The organism is Dyella japonica DSM 16301 (assembly GCF_001010355.1).
Classification (GTDB): domain Bacteria; phylum Pseudomonadota; class Gammaproteobacteria; order Xanthomonadales; family Rhodanobacteraceae; genus Dyella; species Dyella japonica.
The window spans coordinates 34,521-56,687 of record NZ_JPLA01000006.1 but is presented as its reverse complement, the minus strand read 5'-3'; the positions used below and the strand labels follow the sequence as shown (position 1 = coordinate 56,687).

Genomic DNA, 22,167 nt, shown 5'->3' with positions numbered 1-22,167 from the left:
TCATTCAGTTGACGTTGCACTGCCGCATGCAGAAACCTGCGGCCTGCCCGCCCGTCGGGCGATATGGCAAAATCGAGGTCTTATGCCCGTCGGGCACGGGCGCGGCCACGCCGCAATCTCACAGAGGACGACACCATGGCCGCTACTGGTTTCCGCGGGCCCCGGCAAATCTGGAACGCCTTCAAGTGGTCCATGAAAGGCCTGCAGGCGGGCTGGCGCCACGAGGCCTCGTTCCGCATGGAGGTAGGCATCGCCGTGATCCTGGTGCCGCTGGGCCTGTGGTTGGGCAACGGTCCGCTGGAAAAGATCGCGCTGATCCTGCCGCCGGTGCTGGTGCTGTCGGCCGAGCTGCTCAATTCGGCCGTGGAAGCGGTGGTGGACAAGGTCAGCCCCGAATTCCACGAGCTGGCCGGCCGCGCCAAGGACATGGGTTCGGCGGCGGTGTTCCTGCTGCTGACGATGACGGCGCTGAGCTGGGGCCTGATTTTGTGGCCGCGCTGGGTGGGTTGATCTTGCCCCGTCATTCCGGCCTGCGCCGGAATGACGGTGAAGGGAAATGAACGCTCGGCCAGACGCCAGGCGGGTCTAAGATTCCGTAAGATTGCGCCGTCACATGCGGAATGCTGCAATGGGCCCTCCACCGGATTGGAGCACCCCCATGAAACTTCTTCGTGTCCTCGCTTTGCTGTTGGTCGCCGCCGGCCTCTCGGGCTGCGGATATAACGCCATCCAGCGCCAGGACGAGTCGGTGAAGGCGGCCTGGTCCGAGGTGCTCAACCAGTACCAGCGTCGCGCCGACCTGGTGCCCAACTTGGTCAATACGGTGAAGGGCTATGCCCAGCACGAAGAACGCGTGCTTACCGAGGTCACCAATGCGCGCGCCAAGGTCGGCAGCACGCAGCTGACCACCGACGATCTGAACAACCCCGAGAAGCTCAAGCAGTTCCAGGCGGCGCAGGGCGAGCTGTCCAGCGCGCTGTCGCGCCTGATGGTGGTCAGCGAGAACTATCCGAACCTCAAGGCGGATGGTCTGTTCCAGAACCTGCAGGCACAGCTGGAAGGCACCGAGAACCGCATCACCGTGGCGCGCAACCGCTACGTGAAAGAAGTGCAGGATTACAACTCGATGATCCGCACCTTCCCCAACAACCTCACCGCGAAGATGTTCGGCTATCAGGTCAAGCCGAACTTCTCGGTGGAGAACGAGAAGGCCATTTCCACCGCGCCGACGGTCGACTTCGGCAGCACGGCGCCCGCCAGGAAGCACGCGAATATCTGCGCCAGGCGTTTGCCTGCCAGGCCGATTGCGTGCGTGCCTTCATGCTGACCGGACGTCTATACGCCGAAGAGGGTCAGCACGCCGAAGCGGCCAAGGCCTATGAGCATGCCGTCGAGGCCGACATCGCCTTCGTGCCCGAAATCCTGCCGCCGCTGCTCAACAGCTATGCACGCTCGCAGCAGATGGAGCACGCCGAGCACTTCATGCGCGACATCCTGGAGCGCTATCACGGCATCTCGCCGGTGCTGGCGCTGACGCGTCTGTATCAGCAGCGCGATGGCGAGCGCACCGCGGTTGAATTTCTCACGTCGCAGTTGCGCCAGCGCCCATCGGTGCGCGGATTGATGGCCTTGATCGACGCCACCATGGACAAGATGGAAGGCGAGGCGCGCGAAAACTTCCTGATCCTGCGCGACCTCACCAAGAAGCTGCTCGAGGGCCAGGCCATGTATCGCTGCAGCCGTTGCGGCTTCGGCGCCAAAGCGCACCACTGGCAGTGCCCCAGCTGCAAGAACTGGAGCACGATCCGCCCCATCCACGGCGTCGCCAACGAATGAGGCACGGATGACTCCCGCTACGCTGGCGATAGGGATGGTGCTGGCTGCGTTGGTGATTGCGATGGTGGTCGTGCGCGGCGCCATCGCCTACGCGCATCGCCGCGGCATGATGGACATGCCCGGGCAACGTCGTTCCCATACGATCCCCACGCCTCGCGGCGGTGGCATCGGCATTGTCGTGGCGGTACTGCTGACGATGCCGCCGAGCCTCATCCTGCTGCCGGGGGCACTGCCGCCGGCCGTGGTGGCAGCCTTGGCCGTGGCCACGGTGCTGGTCGCGGCAGTGGGGTGGTGGGACGACCATCGTTCGCTGCCGATACTGCCGCGCTTTGCGATCCAGCTGCTGTCGGCCGGCCTGGTGGCGGCCGCGCTGGCGATCACCGGCATGTCGTGGTGGTGGCTGCCGGTGCTGGTGCTGGCCGGTGGCTGGAGCATCAACCTGCACAACTTCATGGACGGCATCGACGGCCTGCTGGCCCAGCAGGTGATCTTTGTCGGGGTGGGGTTGGCCCTGCTGGCCTGTGCCGCAGCCCAGCTGGCCTTGGCGACGGCATGCGCCTGCCTGGCCGGCGCGGCGGCAGGTTTCTGGGTCTACAACCGGCCCCGGGCCCGCATTTTCATGGGAGATGTGGGCAGCGGCACCATGGGATTGCTGATTTTCGCCCTGACCGCAACGCTCTGGCGGGTCGAATGGCACTTACTGTGGCCGGCTTTGATCCTCAGTTCATCTTTTGTAGCGGACGCTAGCCTTACTCTGTTGGCTCGTATGGTCAGTGGCCGCCGTTGGTACACTGCGCACCGTGAACACCTGTACCAATGGATGGTACGCAGTGGTTTCACGCATGCCACGGGAGGGGCGTGCTATCTGGTCTGGAACGTGTTGGTGGCAGCGCCCTTGGCGCTCCTCGCATGGGCCCGGCCAGGATGGTCGGTACCGATCTTCATCGGCACCTACCTGATAGCGACCGCCGTCTGGATATTCATGAAGCGCCGTTGCCTGCGGCGTGTTTTGGACAAGGGTCGACATGTCGCTACGTAATTGGGTCGGTGTCATTCATCCGCGTACGGCCGTGGTCCTCCACGACCTGCTGATGGCGGCACTGGCGTGGTGGATCGCCAAGGCCCTGCGCTACGCCATGATCGACAACGCGGCGATCAGCTTCCACGCGCTGGAGTTTCCGCTGGTCCTGCTGGTGCAGGGCGCGGTGCTGAGCTGGACCGGCCTGTACAAGGGCGTGTGGCGCTTCGCCAGCCTGCCTGATCTGTGGAACATCCTGCGCGCGGCGATCATCGGCGCGCTGGCCATCGCGGCCGTGCTCATCCTCTACAACCGTCTTGCCGACGTGCCGCGCTCGGTGCTGCTGGTGTACCCCGTGGTGCTGTCGGTACTGCTCGGTACGCCGCGCCTGGCCTATCGCTTCTGGAAGGACAGCCGGGTCGACCTGTTCCAGGCCAAGCCGGCGCAACGCGTGCTGATCGTCGGTGCGGATCGTGCCGGCGAGGCGCTGTCGCGCGATCTGCATCGCGACAACGGCTTCACCGTGGTCGGCTTTGTCGACGACAAGGAAAGCCTGCGCGGTGCCAGCATCAATGGTCGCCCGGTACTCGGTCGCATCGACCAGATTCCCGAGCTGGCACGCGAAGTGGCCGCCCAGATGCTGCTCATCGCGATGCCTGGCGCCACCACCCAGGAAATGCGCCGGGTGGTGGAACTGTGCGATCTCAGCGGCCTGCCGTATCGCACCGTGCCCAAGCTGGAAGACGTGGTTTCCGGTCGCGCGCACTTCAACGAAATCAAAGAGGTCGCCATCGAGGACCTGCTCGGTCGCGACACGGTGGAATTGGATTGGACGGCCATCCGCGTCACGCTCACCGGCCGTCGCGTGCTGGTGACGGGCGGTGGTGGTTCGATCGGTTCGGAGCTGTGCCGCCAGGTTGCTCGCCTCGGCGCGCAGGCCTTGTGCGTGGTCGACAACTGCGAATTCAATCTCTACCGGATTTCGCAGGAGCTGCGCGCCGAGTATCCGGAGCTGATCTTCGAAGGCGTGCTGGCCGATTGCGGCGATGTCGCCGCGATGCGCAAGCTGTTTGGCGAATACAAGCCGCAGGTGGTGTTCCACGCCGCGGCCTACAAGCATGTGCCGATGTTGCAGGGCCAGCTGCGCGCCGCGTTCCGCAACAACGTGCTGGCCACGCGCAACGTGGCCGACCTGGCGGATCGCCACCAGGTGGAAGCCTTCGTGCTGATTTCCACCGACAAGGCGGTCAACCCGACCAGCGTGATGGGCGCCTGCAAGCGCCTGGCGGAAATCTGGTGCCAGAACCTCAACGAGCATTCCAATACGCACTTCATCACGGTGCGTTTCGGCAACGTGCTCGATTCGGCAGGTTCGGTGGTGCCGCTGTTCCGCGAGCAGATCCGCAACGGCGGTCCGCTGACCATCACGCATCCGGAAATCTCCCGCTACTTCATGACCATTCCCGAGGCCTGCCAGCTGATCCTGCAGGCAGCGAGCATCGGCAAGGGCGGCGAAATCTTTGCGCTGGACATGGGCGAGCCGATCAAGATCCGCGATCTGGCCGAGCAGATGATCCGCCTGGCAGGTCGCAAGCCGGGCACCGAGATCCCCATCGTCTACACCGGATTGCGTTCCGGCGAAAAGCTGTTCGAGGAGCTGTTCCATCCGCTGGAGAACTACATCGAGACGACGCACGCGAAGATCTTTCTTGCGCAGTACCGTCCGGTGAAATGGGATTTGCTCAATACGCAGATGGCCAAGGCAGCGGATGCTGTGGTGGCTTACGACGAGGATACGCTGCGTCAATGCGTCTCCCATCTGCTGCCGTCGTTCCGCTGGAGCGAATCGGTGCAGACGGATAACGTGGTGGCGCTGCGTCGTAATGAATCAGGAGAGAAGTGAGTGAGTAAGCCGTTGCGCAAGGTCGTGTTTCCTGTCGCCGGTCTCGGCACGCGTTTTCTTCCGGCGACCAAGGTGGTTGCCAAGGAAATGCTGCCGGTACTGGATCGTCCCTTGATCCAGTACGCCGTCGATGAAGCGGTGGATGCCGGTGCGGACACGCTGATTTTCGTCACCAACCGCTACAAGCACGCCATCGCCGACTATTTCGACAAGGCTTACGAGCTGGAAGCGAAGCTGCAGGAAAAGGGCAAGGACGAATTGCTCGCGCTGGTGCAGGGCACCTTGCCCAAGCACGTGCGCGCGATCTTCGTGACCCAGCCCGAAGCGCTGGGTCTGGGCCATGCGGTGCTGTGCGCCAAGCCGGTGGTGGGCGACGAGCCCTTTGGCGTGGTGCTGCCGGACGACCTGATCTGGAACAAGGGCAAGGGCGCACTGCGCCAGATGGCCGAGCTCGCCCAGTCGGCCAACGCCGGCGTCATTGCCGTGGAAGAAGTGCCGCACAGCGACACCGACAAGTACGGCATCGTCGACGCCACCAAGGTCGACGAGCGCAGCGCCAAGATCCGCCACATGGTGGAGAAGCCCAAGCCGGCCGATGCGCCCTCGAACCTGGCCGTGGTCGGCCGCTATGTGCTGCCGGGTCGCATTTTCCAGCTGCTCGAACAGACCACGCCCGGAGCTGGCGGCGAAATCCAGCTGACCGACGCCATCGATGCCTTGCTCAAGGAGCAGGGCGACGTGCTGGCCTACCGCTTCGAAGGCACGCGTTTCGATTGCGGCAACAAGGCCGGCCTGGTCCGCGCCACCATGCATATGGCCTTGCAGGATCCCAAGCTTGCGCCGGTCGTGCGCGAGATCATGGCCACGCTCTGATCTTTGTCCGAGGTACCGGCTTTGGCCGGTACCTCGTCCGGCCCCGCGCAAGGCGGCTCCGGAAGACTCTCAAAGGGCGGGCAGCGTCCATGCGTCGCTGACGCAACCATGCCAGAATCCTTACCGCGCTTTGCCATCTTTGGCGAGCAAGCTGTTCGTGGGGTAAGCCGGTGATGTTCAGTCCGCTTCGCAAGAGGCGGGCGTTTTGGCGCACCTGACTGCGCCGGGATTGGCTTGCCCGCGGAATGTTCTGATCGATTGCGCGTCTCGAATCGATGACAGTGTCCCCAGTCGTATTCATTGGATGAAAAACGGGAAGGCATCATGGATCTGCTGCGATTTCTGCTGTTGTTGCCTCTGCGCCTGCTGCGCGGGCTACTGGCCGGCCTAGGTCTGATACTGCGTCCGTTGTTGGGACAGGTCAGCTGGTCGGCGCCCACCTGGTTGCCCGCGACCGGAGGCTGGATCCGGCGTCGACCGGTGCATGCCGCCGGTGTACTGCTCGGGGCGCTCGTACTTGCTGCCGCCGGCTGGTTCGGTTGGCAGTGGTACAAGAATCGTCCGCAGCCGGTCGAGCCTACGCGCATCACGCTGAGCGCATCGGCACCTGCCATCACCGACTACACCAAGCAACCGATCGTCATCAGTCCGCTGATGGTGACGTTCTCCGGTTCGGCGGCGCCGATCGAGCAGGTGGGCAAGCCGGTGACGGTCGGCATTGCGATGCAGCCGGCCGTGAAAGGGCAATGGACCTGGGTCGATGACCGCACGCTGCGCTTTGTCCCGGCGGAGGACTGGCCGATCGGCAAGCACTACGAGGTGCGCTTCGACGTCGCCAAGGCCTTCGCTCGCCAGGTGCTGATGGCGGACGACCATTTCGAGTTCGACACGCCGGCGTTCGAGGCCAAGGTGGAGCGGGGCGAGTTCTATCAGGACCCGCAGGACGCCACCGCCAAGAAGACCATCCAGCCGGTGACGTTCAACTACCCGGTCGACACCGCCGATTTCGAGAAGCGCATCGAGGTGGGACTGATGCAGCGCGGGAGCCGCGATGCGCCGCTGAAGTACACGGTCACCTACGACCAGTACAAGCTGCACGCCTGGATCCATTCGCAGCCGCTGTCCCTGCCGCGCGACGAGAGCGCGGTGTCCTACACCATCGCCAAGGGTGTCCGCAGCACGCGCGGCGGCGACGGCACTGGCGCGGAAATCAAGACGCAAGTGCGCGTGCCGGGCCTCTACAGTCTCACCATCAACGGCATCGAGCCGACCCTGGTCGACAACGAGAAGTACGAACCCGAACAGGTGTTGCTGGTCAATGTCGGCGGCACCGTGCGCGACACCGAACTGGCCGGCTTGATCAAGGCCTGGGTGCTGCCGCCGCGCAAGGCCGGCGAAGAGCAGGGCGAGGATGCACCGCCCTATGGCTGGCGCGCGTCGCAAGTGGGCGAAGCGGAACTGCGCCAGAGCCAGCCGCTGAAGCTGGAGATGGTGTCCACCGAGAACGAATACGAAGCGATGCAGAGCTTCAAGTTCCACGCGACGCCAGGGCAGCGCATCTATGTGCGCGTCGACAAGGGTCTGAAGACGTTCGGCGGCTACATCCTGGGCAAGTCCTACACCACCGTCGTCACCGTACCCAACTATCCCAAGCTGCTGCGCTTCATGGCGGACGGCTCACTGTTGTCGATGTCGGGCAGTAAGCGCATCTCGGTGGTGTCGCGCAATCTGCCGGGCATGCGCGTGGAGATCGGCCGCGTGCTGCCTGATCAGCTGCAGCATCTGGTGAGCCTCAACCAGGGTTCGTACGCGCATCCGGAACTGAGTTACGCCTTCAGCGAAGACCATATCGTCGAACGCTTCGAACAGAAGCGCAGCTTCCCCAAGGACGATCCGTCCAAGGCGCATTACGAGGGTGTCGACCTTGGGCAATACCTGAAGGAAGGCAAGCGCGGTGTCTTCCTGCTGCATCTGTCCAGCTACGACGCGGCGGCGGAAAAGAAGCGGGAAGACGCTCGCAAGGCGGCGGAGAACGAGCCTCAGGCGGCGCCCACCAACGATATGTCGGGCGACGAGTCAGGGGACGGCGAATCCGACCAGGGCGGGATGTCGAACGACGATGACGGCAGCATGCCTGCGGCCGACACGCGCATGATCGTGGTCACCGATCTGGGCATGCTGGTGAAGCGTTCGCTGGATGGCAGCCAGGATGTGTTCGTGCAGTCCATCCGTTCCGGCCAGCCGGTTGGCGGTGCCTCGGTGTCGGTGCTGGCGGTGAATGGCCAGACCTTGTTCAGCGATACCACGTCGGCGGACGGCGTGGTGCATTTCCCGACCTTCAAGGGACTGGAGCGCGAAAAGCAGCCCACGCTGTACGTGGTGAAAAAGGGCGACGACTTGTCGTTCCTGCCGATCGGCGGCAGCAGCAGTTATGACCGCAAGCTCGACTTCTCGCGCTTCGACGTGGGCGGCGAGCGCAATGCGACCAATGAGGGACAGCTCTCTGCCTACCTGTTCTCCGATCGCGGCATCTATCGACCGGGCGACACCTTTCATGTGGGACTGATCGTCCGCGCGGCCAGCTGGACGCGCAGCGTGGTGGGTATCCCGCTGCAGGCGGAGATCGTCGATCCACGCGGCATGACGGTAAAACAGCTGCCGATGTCGATGGACGCCACCGGTTTCGGCGAACTCGACTACGCCCCTGCTGAAACCGCGCCGACCGGCACCTGGACGGTGAACCTCTACATCGTCAAGGACGGCAAGGCCGCCGCGCAGATCGGCAGCACTACCGTGCAGGTGAAGGAATTCCTGCCCGATCGCATGAAGGTCGAGGCCAAGCTCGCCGGCCAGGTGCCCGAAGGCTGGGTCAAGCCCGACCAGATCAAGGGCGTGGTGGATGTGATGAACCTGTTCGGCACGCCGGCCGCGGATCGTCGCGTGGAAGCGTCGGTGACGCTGCGTCCGGCATGGCCGGCGTTCCGCAGCTGGCCCGACTATCACTTCTACGATGTGCGCCGCGCCAAAGAGGGCTACGAAGACAAGCTGCAGGACGGCAAGACCGACGACAAGGGCCATGCCGAGTTCGATCTGGACTTGAAGAAATACGCTGACGCGACGTATCAGCTGTACTTCCTGGTCAAGGCGTACGAGCCCGAAGGCGGTCGCAGCGTCGCCGCGGCGGCGCAGACCCTGGTGTCGAGCAACGACTGGCTGGTCGGCTACAAATCGGTCGACAACCTCGACTACATCAACCGCGATGCGCCGCGCAGCGTGCATCTGGTGGCGATTGACCACACCGCCAAGTCGATGGCACTCAAGGACCTCAAGGCGCGCCTGATCGAGCGCCGCTATATCTCGGTGCTGACCAAGCAGGACTCGGGCGTCTTCAAGTACCAGTCCAAGCTCAAGGAAGTGCCGCTCAACGAGCAGCCGCTGTCGATCCCGGCGAACGGCATGGACTACGCGCTGCCGACCGACAAGCCGGGCAACTATGCGCTGGTGATCGTGCGCAGCAGCGACGGCGTGGAAGTCAATCGCGTGGAGTACTCGGTGGCCGGTGCGGCCAACGTGTCGCGTTCGCTGGATCGCAACGCGGAGCTGCAGCTCAACCTGAGCAAGCAGGACTATGCGCCGGGCGAATCGGTGGATATCGCCATACGCGCGCCGTATGCGGGCAGCGGCCTGATCACCATCGAGCGCGACAAGGTCTATGCGCACGCCTGGTTCCACGCCGATACCAGCAGCTCCGTGCAGCACATCACCGTGCCGGCGGATTTCGAAGGCAACGGCTACATCAACGTGCAGTACATCCGCGATCCTTCGTCGGATGAGATCTTCATGAGCCCGCTGAGCTATGGCGTGGTGCCGTTCTCGGTCAACCTGGACGCGCGTCGCAATGCCATCAAGGTGGATGCGCCGGCGCTGGTGAAGCCAGGCGAAACCGTCACGTTCAAGCTGAGCGCGCCGCAGCCGACCCGCGCCGTGGTGTTCGCGGTGGACGAAGGCATCCTGCAGGTGGCGCGCTACAAGCTGGGCGATCCGCTGAAGTTCTTCTTCCGCAAGCGCATGCTGGAAGTGGGCACGTCGCAGATCCTCGACCTGATCCTGCCCGACTTCGAAAAGCTGATGGCGATGGCCTCACCCGGCGGTGACGCCGACGGCGCGATTGGTCGCCAGCTCAATCCGTTCAAGCGCAAGCGCGACAAGCCGGTGGCGTACTGGTCCGGCATCGTCGAGGTGAATGGCGAGAAGGACCTCACCTATCAGGTGCCCGATTACTTCAACGGCAAGCTGCGCGTGATGGCGGTTGCCGTATCGTCGGATCGCATTGGCACCTACGAAGGGGGCACCACGGTGCGCGGCGATTTCGTGCTGTCACCCAACGTGCCCACCACGCTGGCGCCGGGCGATGAGGTCGAAGTCAGCGTGGGTGTTGCCAACAACCTGACCGGGCTTGGCGGGAAGCAGGTGCCGGTTGCCGTGAGCCTGAAGACCGGGCCGCAGTTGCAGGTGGTCGGTGCGCCGAATCAAAGCTTGAACCTGGGCGAGATGCGCGAGGGCGTGGTCACGTTCCGCGTCAAGGCAACCGACAAACTCGGCTCCGGCAATTTGAGCTTCACGGCGGGCTATGGCGACAAGTCGGCTCACCAGAGCGTGGATGTTTCCGTGCGCCCGGCTTCGGCCTATCGCACGCAGGTGGACGTGGGCCGCGTCGATGCGGGCACCAAGCAGGATCAGCCAGATCTTCGCCGCCTGTTCAGCGAATACGCGTCGCGCGATGCGGCCATCTCCAACATCCCGGTGGTGTTGTCCAGCGGCCTGACGACCTACCTGGTCAACTTCCAGCACTACTGCAGCGAGCAGATCGTGAGCTCTGCCATGCCCCGGCTGGTGCTGTCGAAGTGGCCGCAGGTGAAGGTGTTTGCCGATGCCTTGCAACCGGCAATGAGCGGCAAGAAGCTCAGCAACGAAGAGGCCTTGACCCAGTTCCTGGACGTGCTGCATTCGCGCCAGAACGGGCAGGGCGGCTTTGGTCTGTGGTCGGCGACACCGGACTCCAATGCGTTCGTGTCGACCTATGCCATGCACTTCATGCTGGAAGCGCGCGATCGTGGCGTGGCGATTCCCCGCGACATGTTCGACGCGGGCAACAAGTACCTGCATCAGCTGGCCAGCGACGATACGCTCGATGGTCTGGACCTGCTGCGCCAGCGTGCCTACGCCGTGTACCTGCTCACCCGCCAGGGCAATGTCACCACCAATGACCTGGCGGCGGTGCAGAAGCGTCTGCAGGATGCGTATCCGGATCAATGGAAGAGCGATCTGGCGGCGGCCTGGCTGGCCTCGTCGTACCAGCTGCTCAAGCAGGACAAGCAGGCCGCGCAACTGATCGCCGGTCCGCAGAAACTGCTCGAGCGCAATGGTGCCGACAAGGACTTCCGCTACGGCTATTACTATGACCCGTTGATTCGTGACGCGAGCACGCTGTACCTGTTGGCCAAGCACTTCCCCGAGCGCACCCGGGCGCTGTCGCCCCGCGTGATGGAGAACATCACCGAGCCGCTGGAGCAAGGCTGGTACAACACATTGTCCTCGTCGATGGTGCTGCTGGCGTTGGATAGCTACGCCTCGCAGAACACCACGCAGTTGGACAAGCTGCGTATCGACCAGGTACACGCTGACGGCGCGGTCAAGGCCATCGCGGCACTGCAGGGCAACCTGCTGCAGGCGGGCAGCTGGGACGCGGACGCCAGGCGCCTGCGCTTCACCAATGACAGCACGCTGCCGGCCTGGCGTGTGGTGAGTCAGGGCGGTTTCGATCGCGATAAGCCGACCAAGGCGATCAAGGACGGCCTGGAAATCACCCGCGACTACACCGACGTCAACGGCAAAGTGATCGACAAGGTCACCATCGGCCAGGAGATCGATGTGCACGTGAAGATCCGCGCCACCGACGATCGTGGCGTAGACAATGTGGCCATCGTCGACCTGCTGCCTGGCGGTTTCGAGCCGGTGATCCAGCCGCCGCCGGCCGTGACGGACCAGCAGCAGGACGGCAGCGAGCAGAACGATGCCGGCGGCGACAGCGAAGTCAAGGCCAGTGCCTGGCGCTCGCCGATCGGCGTGGGCAATTCCAGCTGGGCGCTGCAGTACGCGGATGTGCGCGAGGATCGGGTGGTGCTTTACGGCACGGCCACGCCGGACGTGGGCGAATTCGTCTACCGCATCAAGGCGACCAATGCCGGCAAGTTCATCGTGCCGCCGGCTTATGGCGAGGCGCTGTACGACCGACGCGTGCAGGCGCGCACGGCGGGCGGCGTCACCCTGGAGGTCGTCCGTCAGCCTTGAGGAAGGCGGAGCACCCATGCCTGCGCATGGGTGCTCCCACGGACACGCCGCATGACCACGCCGCCGCTCATTGCCCGTTGTTGCCGCGCTCTGCTTCGCTGGATCGTGCGCTGGCAGAACGCGTTGGTCGGTGTCGCGCTGCTCGCGGCCGTGCTGGTGGGCGTGCGCGTGTGGCCGCATCGCCCCTTGAGTGCGTGGCTGCCGTCCTCGACCGCGGTCTACGACGCGCGGGGAAGATTGCTGCGCCTCACGCTGGCCAGCGATCAGCGCTATCGCCTGTGGGTTCCGCTCAAGGATGTGTCGCCCGCACTGGTCGACGGTGTGCTGCTGCACGAGGATCGCTGGTACCGCTGGCATCCCGGCTTCAATCCGTATGGCCTGGCACGCGGTGCCTGGGTCACTTATGTGAGCCACGGCAACCGGCAGGGTGGTTCGACCATCACCATGCAGTTGGCGCGCCTGCTCTGGCGGCTCAACACGCGCTCCCCCGCAGGCAAGTTGCAGCAGGTCGCGCGTGCGCTGCAGCTGGAACTGTTCTATTCCAAGGACCAGATTCTCGAGGCCTATCTCAACGCTGCGCCTTATGGGCGCAATGTTGAAGGCGTGGGTGCGGCGAGCCTGGCTTACTTCGACAAGCCTGCCGATGCGCTGAGCCTGCCCGAGGCGCTGACGCTGGCGGTGATTCCGCAGGACCCGAGTCGTCGCCTGCAGGCCGGTGCGGATGCGCCGGATCTGATCAGCCGTCGCCTGAGCACATCGCGCAATCGCCTTTACGCGAAGTGGAAAGCGCTGCACCCACAAGACGCAGCTTTGCAGCCGCTGTTTGCATTGCCGCTACGCCTGCGTCCGCTATCCAAGTTGCCATTCGAGGCGCCGCATGCGGTGGATCAGGTACTCGCCGAGCGCAGGGTGCTAGCGAGCGATACCGACAGCCGCGTCACCACCACGCTCGATCTCGATCTGCAGCACGTGCTGGAACGGCAGGTGGATCACTACGTCGAGCGCAACAGCGGTCGCGGCATTCGCAATGTGGCGGCGCTCCTGGTGGACACGCGCGACATGGGCGTGAAGGCGCTGGTCGGCTCGGCCGATTACGCCAATGCAGACATCCAGGGCCAGGTGAACGGTACGCTGGCCAAGCGTTCGCCGGGCTCGACGCTGAAGCCCTTCATCTACGCGCTGGGTTTCGACCAGGGCGTGCTCCATCCGCAGACTGTGTTGCGTGATGTACCGACCGCGTTCGGCCCCTATGCGCCGGAAAATTTCGACGGCCATTTCCTGGGGCCGGTCACCGCCACTGAGGCCCTCGTACGCAGCCGCAATATTCCGGCCGTGTGGGTGGCCTCACAGCTCCAGCAGCCGAGCTTCTATCAATTCCTGCGCGATGCGGGCATCAGCCGCATGGCGAGCGAAAAGCACTACGGGCTCGCCCTGGTGCTCGGCGGCGGCGAAGTGACCATGCAGGAGCTGGCCGGCCTCTACGCCATGCTCGCCAATCGCGGCGAGCTACGTGAGTTGCGTTTGCTCGCGGACACCACGCCCAGCCATGGCACGCGTGTGCTGAGCGAAGAGGCGAGCTTCATGGTGATGGATATGCTGCGGCAGAATCCGCGCCCGGACGAGACCACCGGCGCGCAGCCGGACCGTCTGCCGGTGTACTGGAAAACCGGTACGTCCTGGGGCTTTCGCGATGCATGGACGGCCGGCAGTTTCGGGCCCTACGTGCTGGTGGTGTGGGTGGGCAACTTTGATGGCAGCAGCAATCCTGCCTTCGTCGGCGTGGACGCCGCGGCGCCGTTGTTCTTCCAGATGGAGGATGCGCTACGCGCTGCGCAGCCGCAGATGAGCGAACCCGTGCGGCATATGCCGGCGCAGCTGCGCCGCGTGGAAATCTGCCTGGCCAGCGGCGATCTGCCCAACCAGTGGTGTCCGCAACGCGGCATGACCTGGTTTATTCCCGGCAAGTCGCCGATCCGGGTAAGCCAGGTGCATCGCCCGGTGCTGATCGACGACGACACCGGCAAGCCGGCCTGTCCGCCGTATGCGGGCAAGCGGACGCATGTGGAGGTCTACGAATTCTGGCCGTCCGAACTGCAGCGCGTGTTCGTGCAGGCCGGCATCCCGCGCCGCACGCCGCCGCGCAACGACAGCTGCGTACTGAGCGGCGTGGATGGTGAGCCGCCATCGATCACCTCGCCATTGCGCGGCAGCATCTACGCGCTGCGCCTGAAGTCGACGGGCCAGGATCGCATCGCCTTCAGCGCCAACGCGGACGCTTCGGTGCGCGAGATGTACTGGTTCGTCAACGATGCCTACGTGGGACGCAGCGCACCCGGCGAATCGATGTTCTGGCAGCCGGCGAGCGCAGGCAACTACGAAGTGCGCGTGGTGGATGACCGTGGGCGCAGCGATCTCAGGCCCCTGGGTGTGAACGTGGTCGACTGAGTCAGCGTGACCAGTGGCATGGAGGAATGCCACATCGGGGCTGCGCTATGCTTGATGGCCTGATCCGAGACAGGCACACGTCCATCGCATGACTCCGTCACCGGCCGCCTCCTATTACCTCGCCACGGCCACGCCGTACGCGCCATTCGCGCCCTTGCAGGGCAAGACCGAGGCCCGCGTCGCCATCATTGGCGGCGGTTTTGCCGGTTTGCATACGGCGCTGGGCCTGGCCGAACGCGGCGTACGCGACGTCGTTCTGCTGGAGCGCGAGCGCGTGGGGTTTGGTGCCTCCGGGCGCAACGGCGGTTTCGTGTTCGGCGGCTACTCGCTGGGTGAGCAATCGCTGCTCGACCAGCGCGGGCAGCAGGCGGCGCTGGCCTTGTTCCGGCACACCACGGAGGCGGTGGCGCGCATTCGCCAGCGCGTCGCACAGCACGCTATTCCCTGCGACCTGGTGGACGAAGGCATCATCTGGGCGAACTGGTTCCGCGATCCTGCCGTGCTGCGCCAGCGCCAGGAACTGCTCGCGCGCCACTACGGCGTAAATTGGGAATGGCTGCCGCAGCACGAGCTGCGTGGACGCGTGCATACCACGCGCTACTACGATGGCCTGTACGAACGCGATGCGCTACACCTGCATCCGCTCAACTTTGCCATCGGCCTTGCCGGCGCGGCTGCGGCGCAAGGCGTACGCGTCCATGAAAATACCGATGTATGGCAGTTGCGCCGCGAGGGTACGCGCTGGCGCATCGAAACCGCGCAAGGTTCGGTCCACGCGGATCAGGTCGTGCTTGCATGTGGCGGTTACCTGGCCGGCCTGCGTCGTCAGGTCGATCGCGCCATCCTGCCCATCGCCACCTATGTGATGGTGACGGAGCCGCTGGGCGATCGTCTTCACGATTGCCTGGAAACGCGTTCGGCCGTCTACGATTCACGCTTTGCCTTCGACTACTACCGTTCGTTGACGGACAGCCGCCTGCTGTGGGGCGGCCGCATCTCCGTACGTGATCGCTCGCCGCGAGCCGTGCAAAGCCTGCTGATGCGCGACTTGCTACGCGTGTTTCCGCAACTGAAAGGCGTGAAGGTCGATTACGCGTGGTCGGGCCTGATGAGTTATGCGCGCCACCAGATGCCGCAGATTGGCAGCAGCGGCGACGGCTTATGGTGGGCGCAGGCGTTCGGTGGCCACGGCCTGGCGCCGACGTGCGCGGCGGGCGACCTGCTCGCGGCGGCACTGGCCGAAGGCGACGACCGCTGGAAGCAGTTCGCGCCCTATGGCTTGGCGCCCACCTATCGACCTTTCGGCTACCTTGGCGCGCAAAGCAGCTATTGGTGGCAGCAGAGCAAGGACTGGTTCAAGACGAGGTTGGAAGGATGAGCAGCACAGACGCGGTGAATGAAATCAGCTGGGCCGATTTCGAGAAGGTGTTGATCGTCGCGGGCACCGTGACGCGCGTCGAGCCATTTCCCGAAGCGCGCAAGCCGGCGTGGAAAGTGTGGGCGGATTTCGGTCCGTACGGCGAGAAGAAAACCAGCGCGCAGGTCGTGAATCTTTATCGCGCGGAGGACCTGCTCGGACGCCAGATCGTCGGCGTGATCAACTTCCCCGAGAAACAGATCGGGCCTTATCGCTCGCAGTTCCTGCTCACTGGTTTCCACACCGACGAAGGCGTGGTGCTCACGGCGATCGAACGCCCGGTGCCCAACGGCACCCGGCTGGCCTGATCAACCCGCCTGCAGCGCCGGCTGCAGGGTGGAGCGGCGGCCTATCATCAAGGCCAGCCCCGCAGCGATCAGGCCGGTCACGCCCGCGACCACGAAAGGCTGCAGGTAGTCGCCGTTCTGCGTGCGCAGGGCACCCGCAAAAAACGCTGCACTTGCCGCACCGATCTGATGCCCCGCGGCCACCCAGCCAAACACCACCGGCGCATCGCGATCGCCGAACGCTTCGGAGGCCAGGCGCAGCGTCGGCGGCACCGTGGCAATCCAGTCCAGTCCGTAGAACATGCCGAACAACGAAAGGCTGGTCAGCGAGAAATCGGAATACGGCAGCCAGATCAGCGATAGTCCGCGCAGACCGTAGTAGACGAACAGCAGCTTGCGCGGATCGCAGCGATCGGTCAGCCAACCTGACAGCGTGGTGCCGACCAAATCGAACGCACCCATCATGGCCAGCAGACTTGCCGCGCGCACTTCGGGGATGCCGTGGTCACCACACATCGCGATGAAGTGCGTGCCGATCAGGCCATTGGTGGTGAAGCCGCAGATGAAAAACGTGGCGAACAGGAACCAGAACGTGCGCTGCCTTGACGCCGTCGCCAAGGTACCCAGCGCGATGGCGAGCAGGTTGCGACGCGGTGCGGTGTCGACTTCCTCTTCGGTCGCGCCGTAGGGGCGCAGGCCGATATCCGACGGACGTTCCGGCAACAGCCACCAAGCCAGCGGAATCAGCAGGGCGCAACCCGCAGCAACCGTCCACACCACCGGTCGCCAGCCACCATGCTCGGCAATCGCGGCCAGCGCCGGCAGGAAGGCGAGGGTGCCGGTGGCGGTGCTGGCCGTGAGCAAGCCCATCATCAAACCGCGATGGGTGACAAACCAGCGATTCACCACCGTGGCGCCCAGCACGATCGCCACGCAGCCCGAGCCGATGCCGGAGAACAGTCCCCAGCTCAGCATCAGGTGCCAGGGCTGTGTCATCCAGGCGCTGGCGGAGATGGAGAGGGTCATCAACACCAGGGCCGCGATCAGCGTCCGGCGCACGCCTACGGCCTGCATAAGCGCCGCCGCGAAGGGGCCGACCATGCCGTACAGGAAGATGCCCAGCGCTGCGGAGAGGGAAATCGTGTCCCGGCTCCAGCCGAAGGCCTTGCCCAGCGGCAGGATCAGCACGCCGGGCGCGGCACGGACGCCAGCGGCGGCGAGCAGGGCCAGGAAGATCACGCCGGCCACGACAAAGGCGTACTTCTGGCCGAAGGGGCGGGTGCGCTGTATAGTCATGTTACCGACCGGTACGTGGAATGGGCGAATCGTACGTACCGATCGGTAACATTGTCAACCCTGATCAGCCATGCCGACCAAACGCAGCCAGACCCCGCCGATCGAACCCGCCTCCGACGCCAAACCCAAGGCGGCCGAACGCATTCGCCGCACCGCGCGCGAACTCTTCTATCGCGAAGGCATCCGTGCGATCGGCGTCGAAGAGATCGTGACGCGCGCCGGCGTGACCAAGCCCAGCCTCTATCGCAGTTATGCGTCGAAAGACGAACTCGCCGCCGAATACCTGCGCGATTACGAAGTGGCGTTCTGGAAAGTGTTCGAGGCCGGCGCGCAAATCCATCCGGACGATGCACGTGCGCAACTGATGGCGTACTTCGAGGGATTGGCCCAACGCGCCACTCAGGCGGGCTATCGCGGCTGTGGTTTGACCAACGCGGTGGTGGAATATCCCGGCGACGAGCATCCCGCGCGCAAGGTGGCCGAGGAACACAAGCAGAAGTTACGCGAGCGTCTGATCGAACTGTCGACCGCGATGGGAGCGCAGGATCCGGCGCTGCTCGCCAACGGTCTGCTCTTGCTGCTCGAAGGTACCTATTCCTCAGGGCAGCTGTTCGGACCGCACGGCCCCGCGGAATCGCTGGTCAAGGTCGCCAATCAATTGATCGACGCATCACTGCGTTGATCGTCAGCTGGTGCGGCGCTGCTGATCCAGCCAGATGCCAAGGCCTTGCGCATTGAGCTCCACATCCATGCCCAGGATCTCCAGCAATTGCGCGCGGTCACCCGACCAGCCATGCGCTTGGGCGCGGGTCAGATAGAGTTCGGTCAAGGCGGCCTTCATTACTTCATGGCGCTGTGCTGCATCCGCTGACGCATCTCCGGCGGATCGGGCGATGGATACCATCGCATCAATCTGCGCGTGCAAATCATCGGCAAGTTTCTCGACGCCTTCGACACGGTCGTAGTGGGTGAGATACATCGCCAACGGCTGCAGCGCGATCAGTCGCTTGATCGAAGCATGCAAGGCCTCCGGGTCGAACTGCACGGGCGATGTGGTCGGCAGGATGAAGGGGCCTCTCGCCGTGTCGAATTCGCGATACGACAAGCCGAAAGTGTCGCCGGTGAAGCACACCCTGGCGCGTTCGTCGTAAACGCTCAGATGATGGCGCGCGTGCCCTGGCGTATCCAGGCAAAGCAGGGGACGGCCGGACAGCGAAACCACATGCCCATCCGGCGCTTCAACCAAGCGCTCGGCAGGAATGGGGCGCAGACGTCCATACGTGGCTTCCATCACGTCTTCGCCATAGACCGCCGATGCACCTGCCCACAATTGACTCGGATCGATCATGTGCCGCGCGCCACGCGGATGCACGACGACACGCGCATTGGGCAGCTGCGCGATCAACTCGCCGGCGCCGCCGGCATGATCGAGATGGACGTGGGTGAGGATCAGCCAGTCGACGTTGGCGGGAGCGAGGCCTGCCGCGTCCAGCGCCTTGAGCATGTTGGGTACGGCATGGTTGGTGCCGCAGTCGATGAAGGCCGCGCGCGCATTTTCGACCAGCAGATAGGCGGCATCGAAGTGCGGGCGCACGAAGCCGGTGTCGATCGTATGGATGCCGTGTGCCATCGCCAACCTCGCACTGTGGAATCAGGCGAGGTTAGCAAGGACGCTGCAGGGGTTCACTCCCACCTTGGTCGGACGGAGGATGGACATCGCCATCCTCCGCCATCGATCACGCTGCGGTATCGACCAGCACCAGCTCGGCATCTTCCAGCGCCGTCACGGTGAGCTTGGACTCGTTGCGAATCGCCGCACCGTCGCGGGCATCGAGCGCCAGGCCGTTCACTTCGATCTTGCCCTTGGCAGGGACGAGATAGGCGTAGCGGGTGGTGTCGAGGTCGTACACCGCCGTCTCGCCGGCCTTCAGCGTCGCACCCAGCACGCGCGCATTGGTGCGCAGGGGCAGGGCATCGGCGTCGTCGTTGAAACCGCTGGCCAGCGTCACGAAGCGGCCGGAACGATCGCCCAGCGGGAACGGCTTGGTACCCCACGACGGCGGCTTGCCGTGCTCATCGGGAATGATCCAGATCTGGAAGATCTGCGTGTTGCCCGCTTCCAGATTGTATTCCGCATGCGTGATGCCCGAACCGGCACTCATCACCTGCACATCGCCGGCCACCGTGCGACCCTTGTTGCCAAGGTTGTCCTGGTGGGTGATGGCGCCTTCGCGCACATAGGTGATGATTTCCATGTCCGCATGCGGATGTGGCGGAAAGCCCGTCTGCGGTGCGATGGTGTCGTCATTCCACACGCGCAGCGCGCCCCAGCCCATGCGCGCAGGGGCGTGGTAATTGGCGAACGAGAAGTGATGCTTGGCGTCGAGCCAGCCGTGGTTGGCTCCGCCCAGGCTATCGAAAGGTCGACGGTCGATCATGCTGCACTCCTGATAGTGGGTAGCGCCCTTAGCGCCTGCACACAAGATAAGCCCGCGCGCCGTGGTTACCAGTCTCTGCAAAGGGAACGGACTGTTGCCGTAATACGCGTAAGGAGGCGACGGCGGGTTGCGCTCAGGGGACGCGGTTCGCCCCGAGGACTCGGAACGCGGCCGGCACGGCGCGGCCGCAGGACGATGAAAAAAGTCTTGCCAGACTCTTCACAAATGCCTTCGTTCTGCTATTATTTCTAACTCAGATGCGGGAATAGCTCAGTTGGTAGAGCACGACCTTGCCAAGGTCGGGGTCGCGAGTTCGAGTCTCGTTTCCCGCTCCAGTTTTCCGGCAAAACCTCGGCTTTCCGGGGTTTTGTTTTTTCAAGCGGATGGTGACAGTTTCAGGTTACGATCCGTGCGCAATGGCCTGGTGGCAGAGTGGTCATGCAGCGGCCTGCAAAGCCGTGTACGCCGGTTCGATTCCGACCCAGGCCTCCATTGCAATCAATAACTTAGCCCCCTAGCGGGGCTTTTTTATGTCCTGAAATAGCGCGGTTCTGGGGCAAAAAGTGATGTTTACCACACGTTTTCGTGTGGTAGATTCGCATCAATCAGGTCGATTGGCCGTGGATGCGAGTTCAAGGATGGCTACCAAGCGATTCAAGAATGGCGCGTGGGAGTTCCGGATTGTGCGCAGCGGGTTGCTGCCCAAGCCGGTCTACGTGCGCTTCGATAATGAGCAAGAAGGCGAGACATATTGCCGGCGCGTCGAAGCGCTGCTCGATCGTGGCGTGGTGCCGGAGGAATTCCTTGAGGGTCGACGCGAAAGCAAGCTGCTGCGTGACCACGTGCGCACTTACATCGAGACGCAGCACGCGAGCGAAGAAGATCTCAAGCTGCTGACGATCGTGCTATCCCGCCTCCCGTCCGACCTGCAGCTCAGCGGGTTGACGTTCGCCTGGGCGGTGGAGTGGGTGCAGACCATGAAGCGCGAGTACAACCTCGCGCCGTCGACCATCCGCCATCACGTGGGCGCGCTGGCGCGTGCACTCGACTGGATCACGGCCAAGGGTGACCTTCCCAACAACCCGCTGCGCCTGCTCAAGAAGGGGTATGCCTCGTATACCCAGGCCGACAGCGCGGCGCTGCGCCACGTGGAAGGGGCCGAAGAGAAAGAGGACAACGAGCGCGATCGACGGCTCGAGGGCGACGAAGAGACAGAGATCCGCAAGATCCTCGCCGGCGAGAAGCCCAAGGGCAAGGAACGCGCCTTTGAGCTCAACCATGCCGAGGCGCTCAAGCTTCTCTTTGACACAGCGCTCGAGTCGGCCATGCGCATGCGGGAGATGTACACGCTGTCCCGCCGCCAGGTGGATCTGCCCAAGCGCACGATCTTCCTCGACAAGACCAAGAACGGGGACAAGCGCCAGGTGCCTATCAGTTCGGTCTTGCTGGCCAGGCTCACGCCCTACATGGAAGGCATGCGCGACAACGAGCTGCTGTTCCCCTGGTGGGATGGTGATCTCGACAAGCGCGTGCTGGCGCGCACGACCTCGAGGCTATCGCAACAGTTTGCCCGGGTATTCGAAGGGGCGGGCTGCGGTGATCTCCGGTTCCACGATCTGCGCCATGAGGCAACGTCGCGCCTATTCGAGCGCACGACGTTGAGTGACATGGAGATTGCGAAGATCACCGGCCACAAGAGCATGTCGATGCTCCGGCGCTATTCGAACCTGCGCGGCTCTAACCTGGCTGAACGCCTGTGGTGATCTCGTAGGCTTTCAGATCCGGCGGTGCAGCGCGCCTCGGGCCGCTTCGAGTGCGATGCGGCTTTGGTTCTGCTGACGGCGGCGGGTTAGTGCGCTTGGCGCGCGCCTTGCGCTCGGCCGCCTGCTCGCGGCCGCGGGTGCGCACGTAGTCGATAACGTCCTCGCGCAGCAGCACCGTGTGCTTCTGGTTGAGCTCGAGCGCGGGAATGTCTCCGTTATCGACCAGTTCCTGCAGGCATCGCTCGCCGCAGCGCATGAGCGCCGCGGCCTCCTTCACGCCAAGAGTGGGGCTGTTTGGATCGTCGTTCGTCGGCTTCATCGGTTACTGCTGCGCTGTGCTTGTGGATAGGCAGTCGGCGCGCATCTGCGCGGCGACCTGGTTGGGGGTGAGGTGACTGTCCCGATTGGCCTCGTACACGAACCAGAGGATGGCGGCGCCGGCGGCGCGCGCGTCCGGATCCGGCACTGCACGGACTTCAGCGAGGGCCTGGCCGGCGGTGATGCCTTCCAGGCGCTTCATGGCTGCAACCTTGGCCACCT

General features: G+C 64.1%; 16 protein-coding genes, 2 tRNA genes and 1 pseudogene. 14 read left to right on the top strand and 5 right to left on the bottom strand.

The features are described from left to right. Positions 1-135: 135 nt before the first annotated feature. The 10 genes and pseudogenes from Y882_RS02820 to Y882_RS02775 all read left to right on the top strand — a co-directional run bounded on the left by Y882_RS02820 (position 136) and on the right by Y882_RS02775 (position 16,151). The gene (locus Y882_RS02820) at positions 136-510 is read left to right on the top strand and encodes a diacylglycerol kinase (RefSeq protein ID WP_046970359.1); all 375 of its coding nucleotides are present in this window, start codon (positions 136-138) and stop codon (positions 508-510) included. 148 nt (positions 511-658) lie between these two features. After that, positions 659-1,327, top strand: a complete 669-nt coding sequence (locus Y882_RS02815) for a LemA family protein (protein ID WP_046970358.1) — start codon at positions 659-661, stop codon at positions 1,325-1,327. Then, a pseudogene (locus Y882_RS02810) lies at positions 1,234-1,836 on the top strand (lipopolysaccharide assembly protein LapB); the annotation flags it as partial. The gene Y882_RS02815 and the pseudogene Y882_RS02810, both read left to right, overlap by 94 nt. Before the next feature lie 7 nt (positions 1,837-1,843). After that, the gene (locus Y882_RS02805) at positions 1,844-2,875 is read left to right on the top strand and encodes an MraY family glycosyltransferase (protein WP_046970357.1); all 1,032 of its coding nucleotides are present in this window, start codon (positions 1,844-1,846) and stop codon (positions 2,873-2,875) included. Further along, entirely contained in the window at positions 2,862-4,757 is a 1,896-nt protein-coding gene (locus Y882_RS02800) for a polysaccharide biosynthesis protein (RefSeq protein WP_046970356.1), read from the top strand. Before Y882_RS02805 ends, Y882_RS02800 begins: the two co-directional genes overlap by 14 nt. Next, complete coding sequence (gene galU, locus Y882_RS02795; RefSeq protein ID WP_046970355.1) at positions 4,758-5,630, top strand: UTP--glucose-1-phosphate uridylyltransferase GalU; 873 nt, start codon at positions 4,758-4,760, stop codon at positions 5,628-5,630. A gap of 324 nt (positions 5,631-5,954) precedes the next feature. Further along, positions 5,955-11,981, top strand: a complete 6,027-nt coding sequence (locus Y882_RS02790) for an alpha-2-macroglobulin (RefSeq protein WP_046970354.1) — start codon at positions 5,955-5,957, stop codon at positions 11,979-11,981. A gap of 51 nt (positions 11,982-12,032) precedes the next feature. Next, positions 12,033-14,426, top strand: a complete 2,394-nt coding sequence (pbpC, locus tag Y882_RS02785; protein WP_046970353.1) for a penicillin-binding protein 1C — start codon at positions 12,033-12,035, stop codon at positions 14,424-14,426. Positions 14,427-14,514: 88 nt separating this feature from the next. Beyond that, positions 14,515-15,804, top strand: coding sequence for an NAD(P)/FAD-dependent oxidoreductase (locus Y882_RS02780; protein ID WP_046970352.1), 1,290 nt, complete (start codon positions 14,515-14,517; stop codon positions 15,802-15,804). After that, positions 15,801-16,151, top strand: a complete 351-nt coding sequence (locus Y882_RS02775; protein ID WP_046970351.1) for a tRNA-binding protein — start codon at positions 15,801-15,803, stop codon at positions 16,149-16,151. Before Y882_RS02780 ends, Y882_RS02775 begins: the two co-directional genes overlap by 4 nt. On the opposite strand, the gene Y882_RS02770 is transcribed toward Y882_RS02775, so the two are convergent. Further along, positions 16,152-17,426, bottom strand: a complete 1,275-nt coding sequence (locus tag Y882_RS02770; protein WP_046970350.1) for an MFS transporter — start codon at positions 17,424-17,426, stop codon at positions 16,152-16,154. Positions 17,427-17,496: 70 nt separating this feature from the next. Here Y882_RS02770 and Y882_RS02765 point away from each other — a divergent pair, with 70 nt between their 5' ends. Further along, entirely contained in the window at positions 17,497-18,108 is a 612-nt protein-coding gene (locus Y882_RS02765; protein WP_046970349.1) for a TetR/AcrR family transcriptional regulator, read from the top strand. A gap of 3 nt (positions 18,109-18,111) precedes the next feature. On the opposite strand, the gene Y882_RS02760 is transcribed toward Y882_RS02765, so the two are convergent. Together Y882_RS02760 and Y882_RS02755 are read right to left on the bottom strand one after the other, a co-directional pair. Then, on the bottom strand, positions 18,112-19,056 hold the full coding sequence (locus Y882_RS02760; RefSeq protein ID WP_211259105.1) for an MBL fold metallo-hydrolase: 945 nt from the start codon (positions 19,054-19,056) through the stop codon (positions 18,112-18,114). Between the two features lie 106 nt (positions 19,057-19,162). Beyond that, on the bottom strand, positions 19,163-19,864 hold the full coding sequence (locus Y882_RS02755; protein ID WP_046970347.1) for a pirin family protein: 702 nt from the start codon (positions 19,862-19,864) through the stop codon (positions 19,163-19,165). A 259-nt stretch (positions 19,865-20,123) separates the two neighbouring features. On the opposite strand from Y882_RS02755, the gene Y882_RS02750 reads away from it, so the two are divergent. From Y882_RS02750 to Y882_RS02740, 3 genes are all read left to right on the top strand, one after another. Next, a tRNA-Gly gene (locus tag Y882_RS02750) sits at positions 20,124-20,199 on the top strand. An 83-nt stretch (positions 20,200-20,282) separates the two neighbouring features. Beyond that, a tRNA-Cys gene (locus Y882_RS02745) sits at positions 20,283-20,356 on the top strand. Between the two features lie 146 nt (positions 20,357-20,502). Further along, positions 20,503-21,627, top strand: coding sequence for a site-specific integrase (locus Y882_RS02740; RefSeq protein ID WP_046970346.1), 1,125 nt, complete (start codon positions 20,503-20,505; stop codon positions 21,625-21,627). On the opposite strand, the gene Y882_RS02735 is transcribed toward Y882_RS02740, so the two are convergent. Beyond that, on the bottom strand, positions 21,602-21,946 hold the full coding sequence (locus Y882_RS02735) for a helix-turn-helix domain-containing protein (protein WP_046970345.1): 345 nt from the start codon (positions 21,944-21,946) through the stop codon (positions 21,602-21,604). The genes Y882_RS02740 and Y882_RS02735 overlap by 26 nt on opposite strands. A gap of 3 nt (positions 21,947-21,949) precedes the next feature. After that, a complete protein-coding gene (locus Y882_RS02730; protein ID WP_156171309.1) occupies positions 21,950-22,147 on the bottom strand; it encodes a hypothetical protein in 198 nt (65 codons plus the stop codon). Positions 22,148-22,167 lie beyond the last annotated feature (20 nt).

Bases quoted from the DNA above. Each gene is read 5' to 3' on its own strand.
- Y882_RS02770 (WP_046970350.1), bottom strand. From the start codon at position 17,426: ATGACTATACAGCGCACCCGCCCCTTCGGCCAGAAGTACGCCTTTGTC.
- Y882_RS02805 (WP_046970357.1), top strand. From the start codon at position 1,844: ATGACTCCCGCTACGCTGGCGATAGGGATGGTGCTGGCTGCGTTGGTG.
- Y882_RS02735 (WP_046970345.1), bottom strand. From the start codon at position 21,946: ATGAAGCCGACGAACGACGATCCAAACAGCCCCACTCTTGGCGTGAAG.
- Y882_RS02820 (WP_046970359.1), top strand. From the start codon at position 136: ATGGCCGCTACTGGTTTCCGCGGGCCCCGGCAAATCTGGAACGCCTTC.
- Y882_RS02800 (WP_046970356.1), top strand. From the start codon at position 2,862: ATGTCGCTACGTAATTGGGTCGGTGTCATTCATCCGCGTACGGCCGTG.
- Y882_RS02760 (WP_211259105.1), bottom strand. From the start codon at position 19,056: ATGGCACACGGCATCCATACGATCGACACCGGCTTCGTGCGCCCGCAC.
- Y882_RS02790 (WP_046970354.1), top strand. From the start codon at position 5,955: ATGGATCTGCTGCGATTTCTGCTGTTGTTGCCTCTGCGCCTGCTGCGC.
- Y882_RS02780 (WP_046970352.1), top strand. From the start codon at position 14,515: ATGACTCCGTCACCGGCCGCCTCCTATTACCTCGCCACGGCCACGCCG.
- Y882_RS02815 (WP_046970358.1), top strand. From the start codon at position 659: ATGAAACTTCTTCGTGTCCTCGCTTTGCTGTTGGTCGCCGCCGGCCTC.
- Y882_RS02740 (WP_046970346.1), top strand. From the start codon at position 20,503: ATGGCTACCAAGCGATTCAAGAATGGCGCGTGGGAGTTCCGGATTGTG.
- Y882_RS02775 (WP_046970351.1), top strand. From the start codon at position 15,801: ATGAGCAGCACAGACGCGGTGAATGAAATCAGCTGGGCCGATTTCGAG.
- Y882_RS02755 (WP_046970347.1), bottom strand. From the start codon at position 19,864: ATGATCGACCGTCGACCTTTCGATAGCCTGGGCGGAGCCAACCACGGC.
- Y882_RS02730 (WP_156171309.1), bottom strand. From the start codon at position 22,147: ATGAAGCGCCTGGAAGGCATCACCGCCGGCCAGGCCCTCGCTGAAGTC.
- pbpC (WP_046970353.1), top strand. From the start codon at position 12,033: ATGACCACGCCGCCGCTCATTGCCCGTTGTTGCCGCGCTCTGCTTCGC.
- Y882_RS02765 (WP_046970349.1), top strand. From the start codon at position 17,497: ATGCCGACCAAACGCAGCCAGACCCCGCCGATCGAACCCGCCTCCGAC.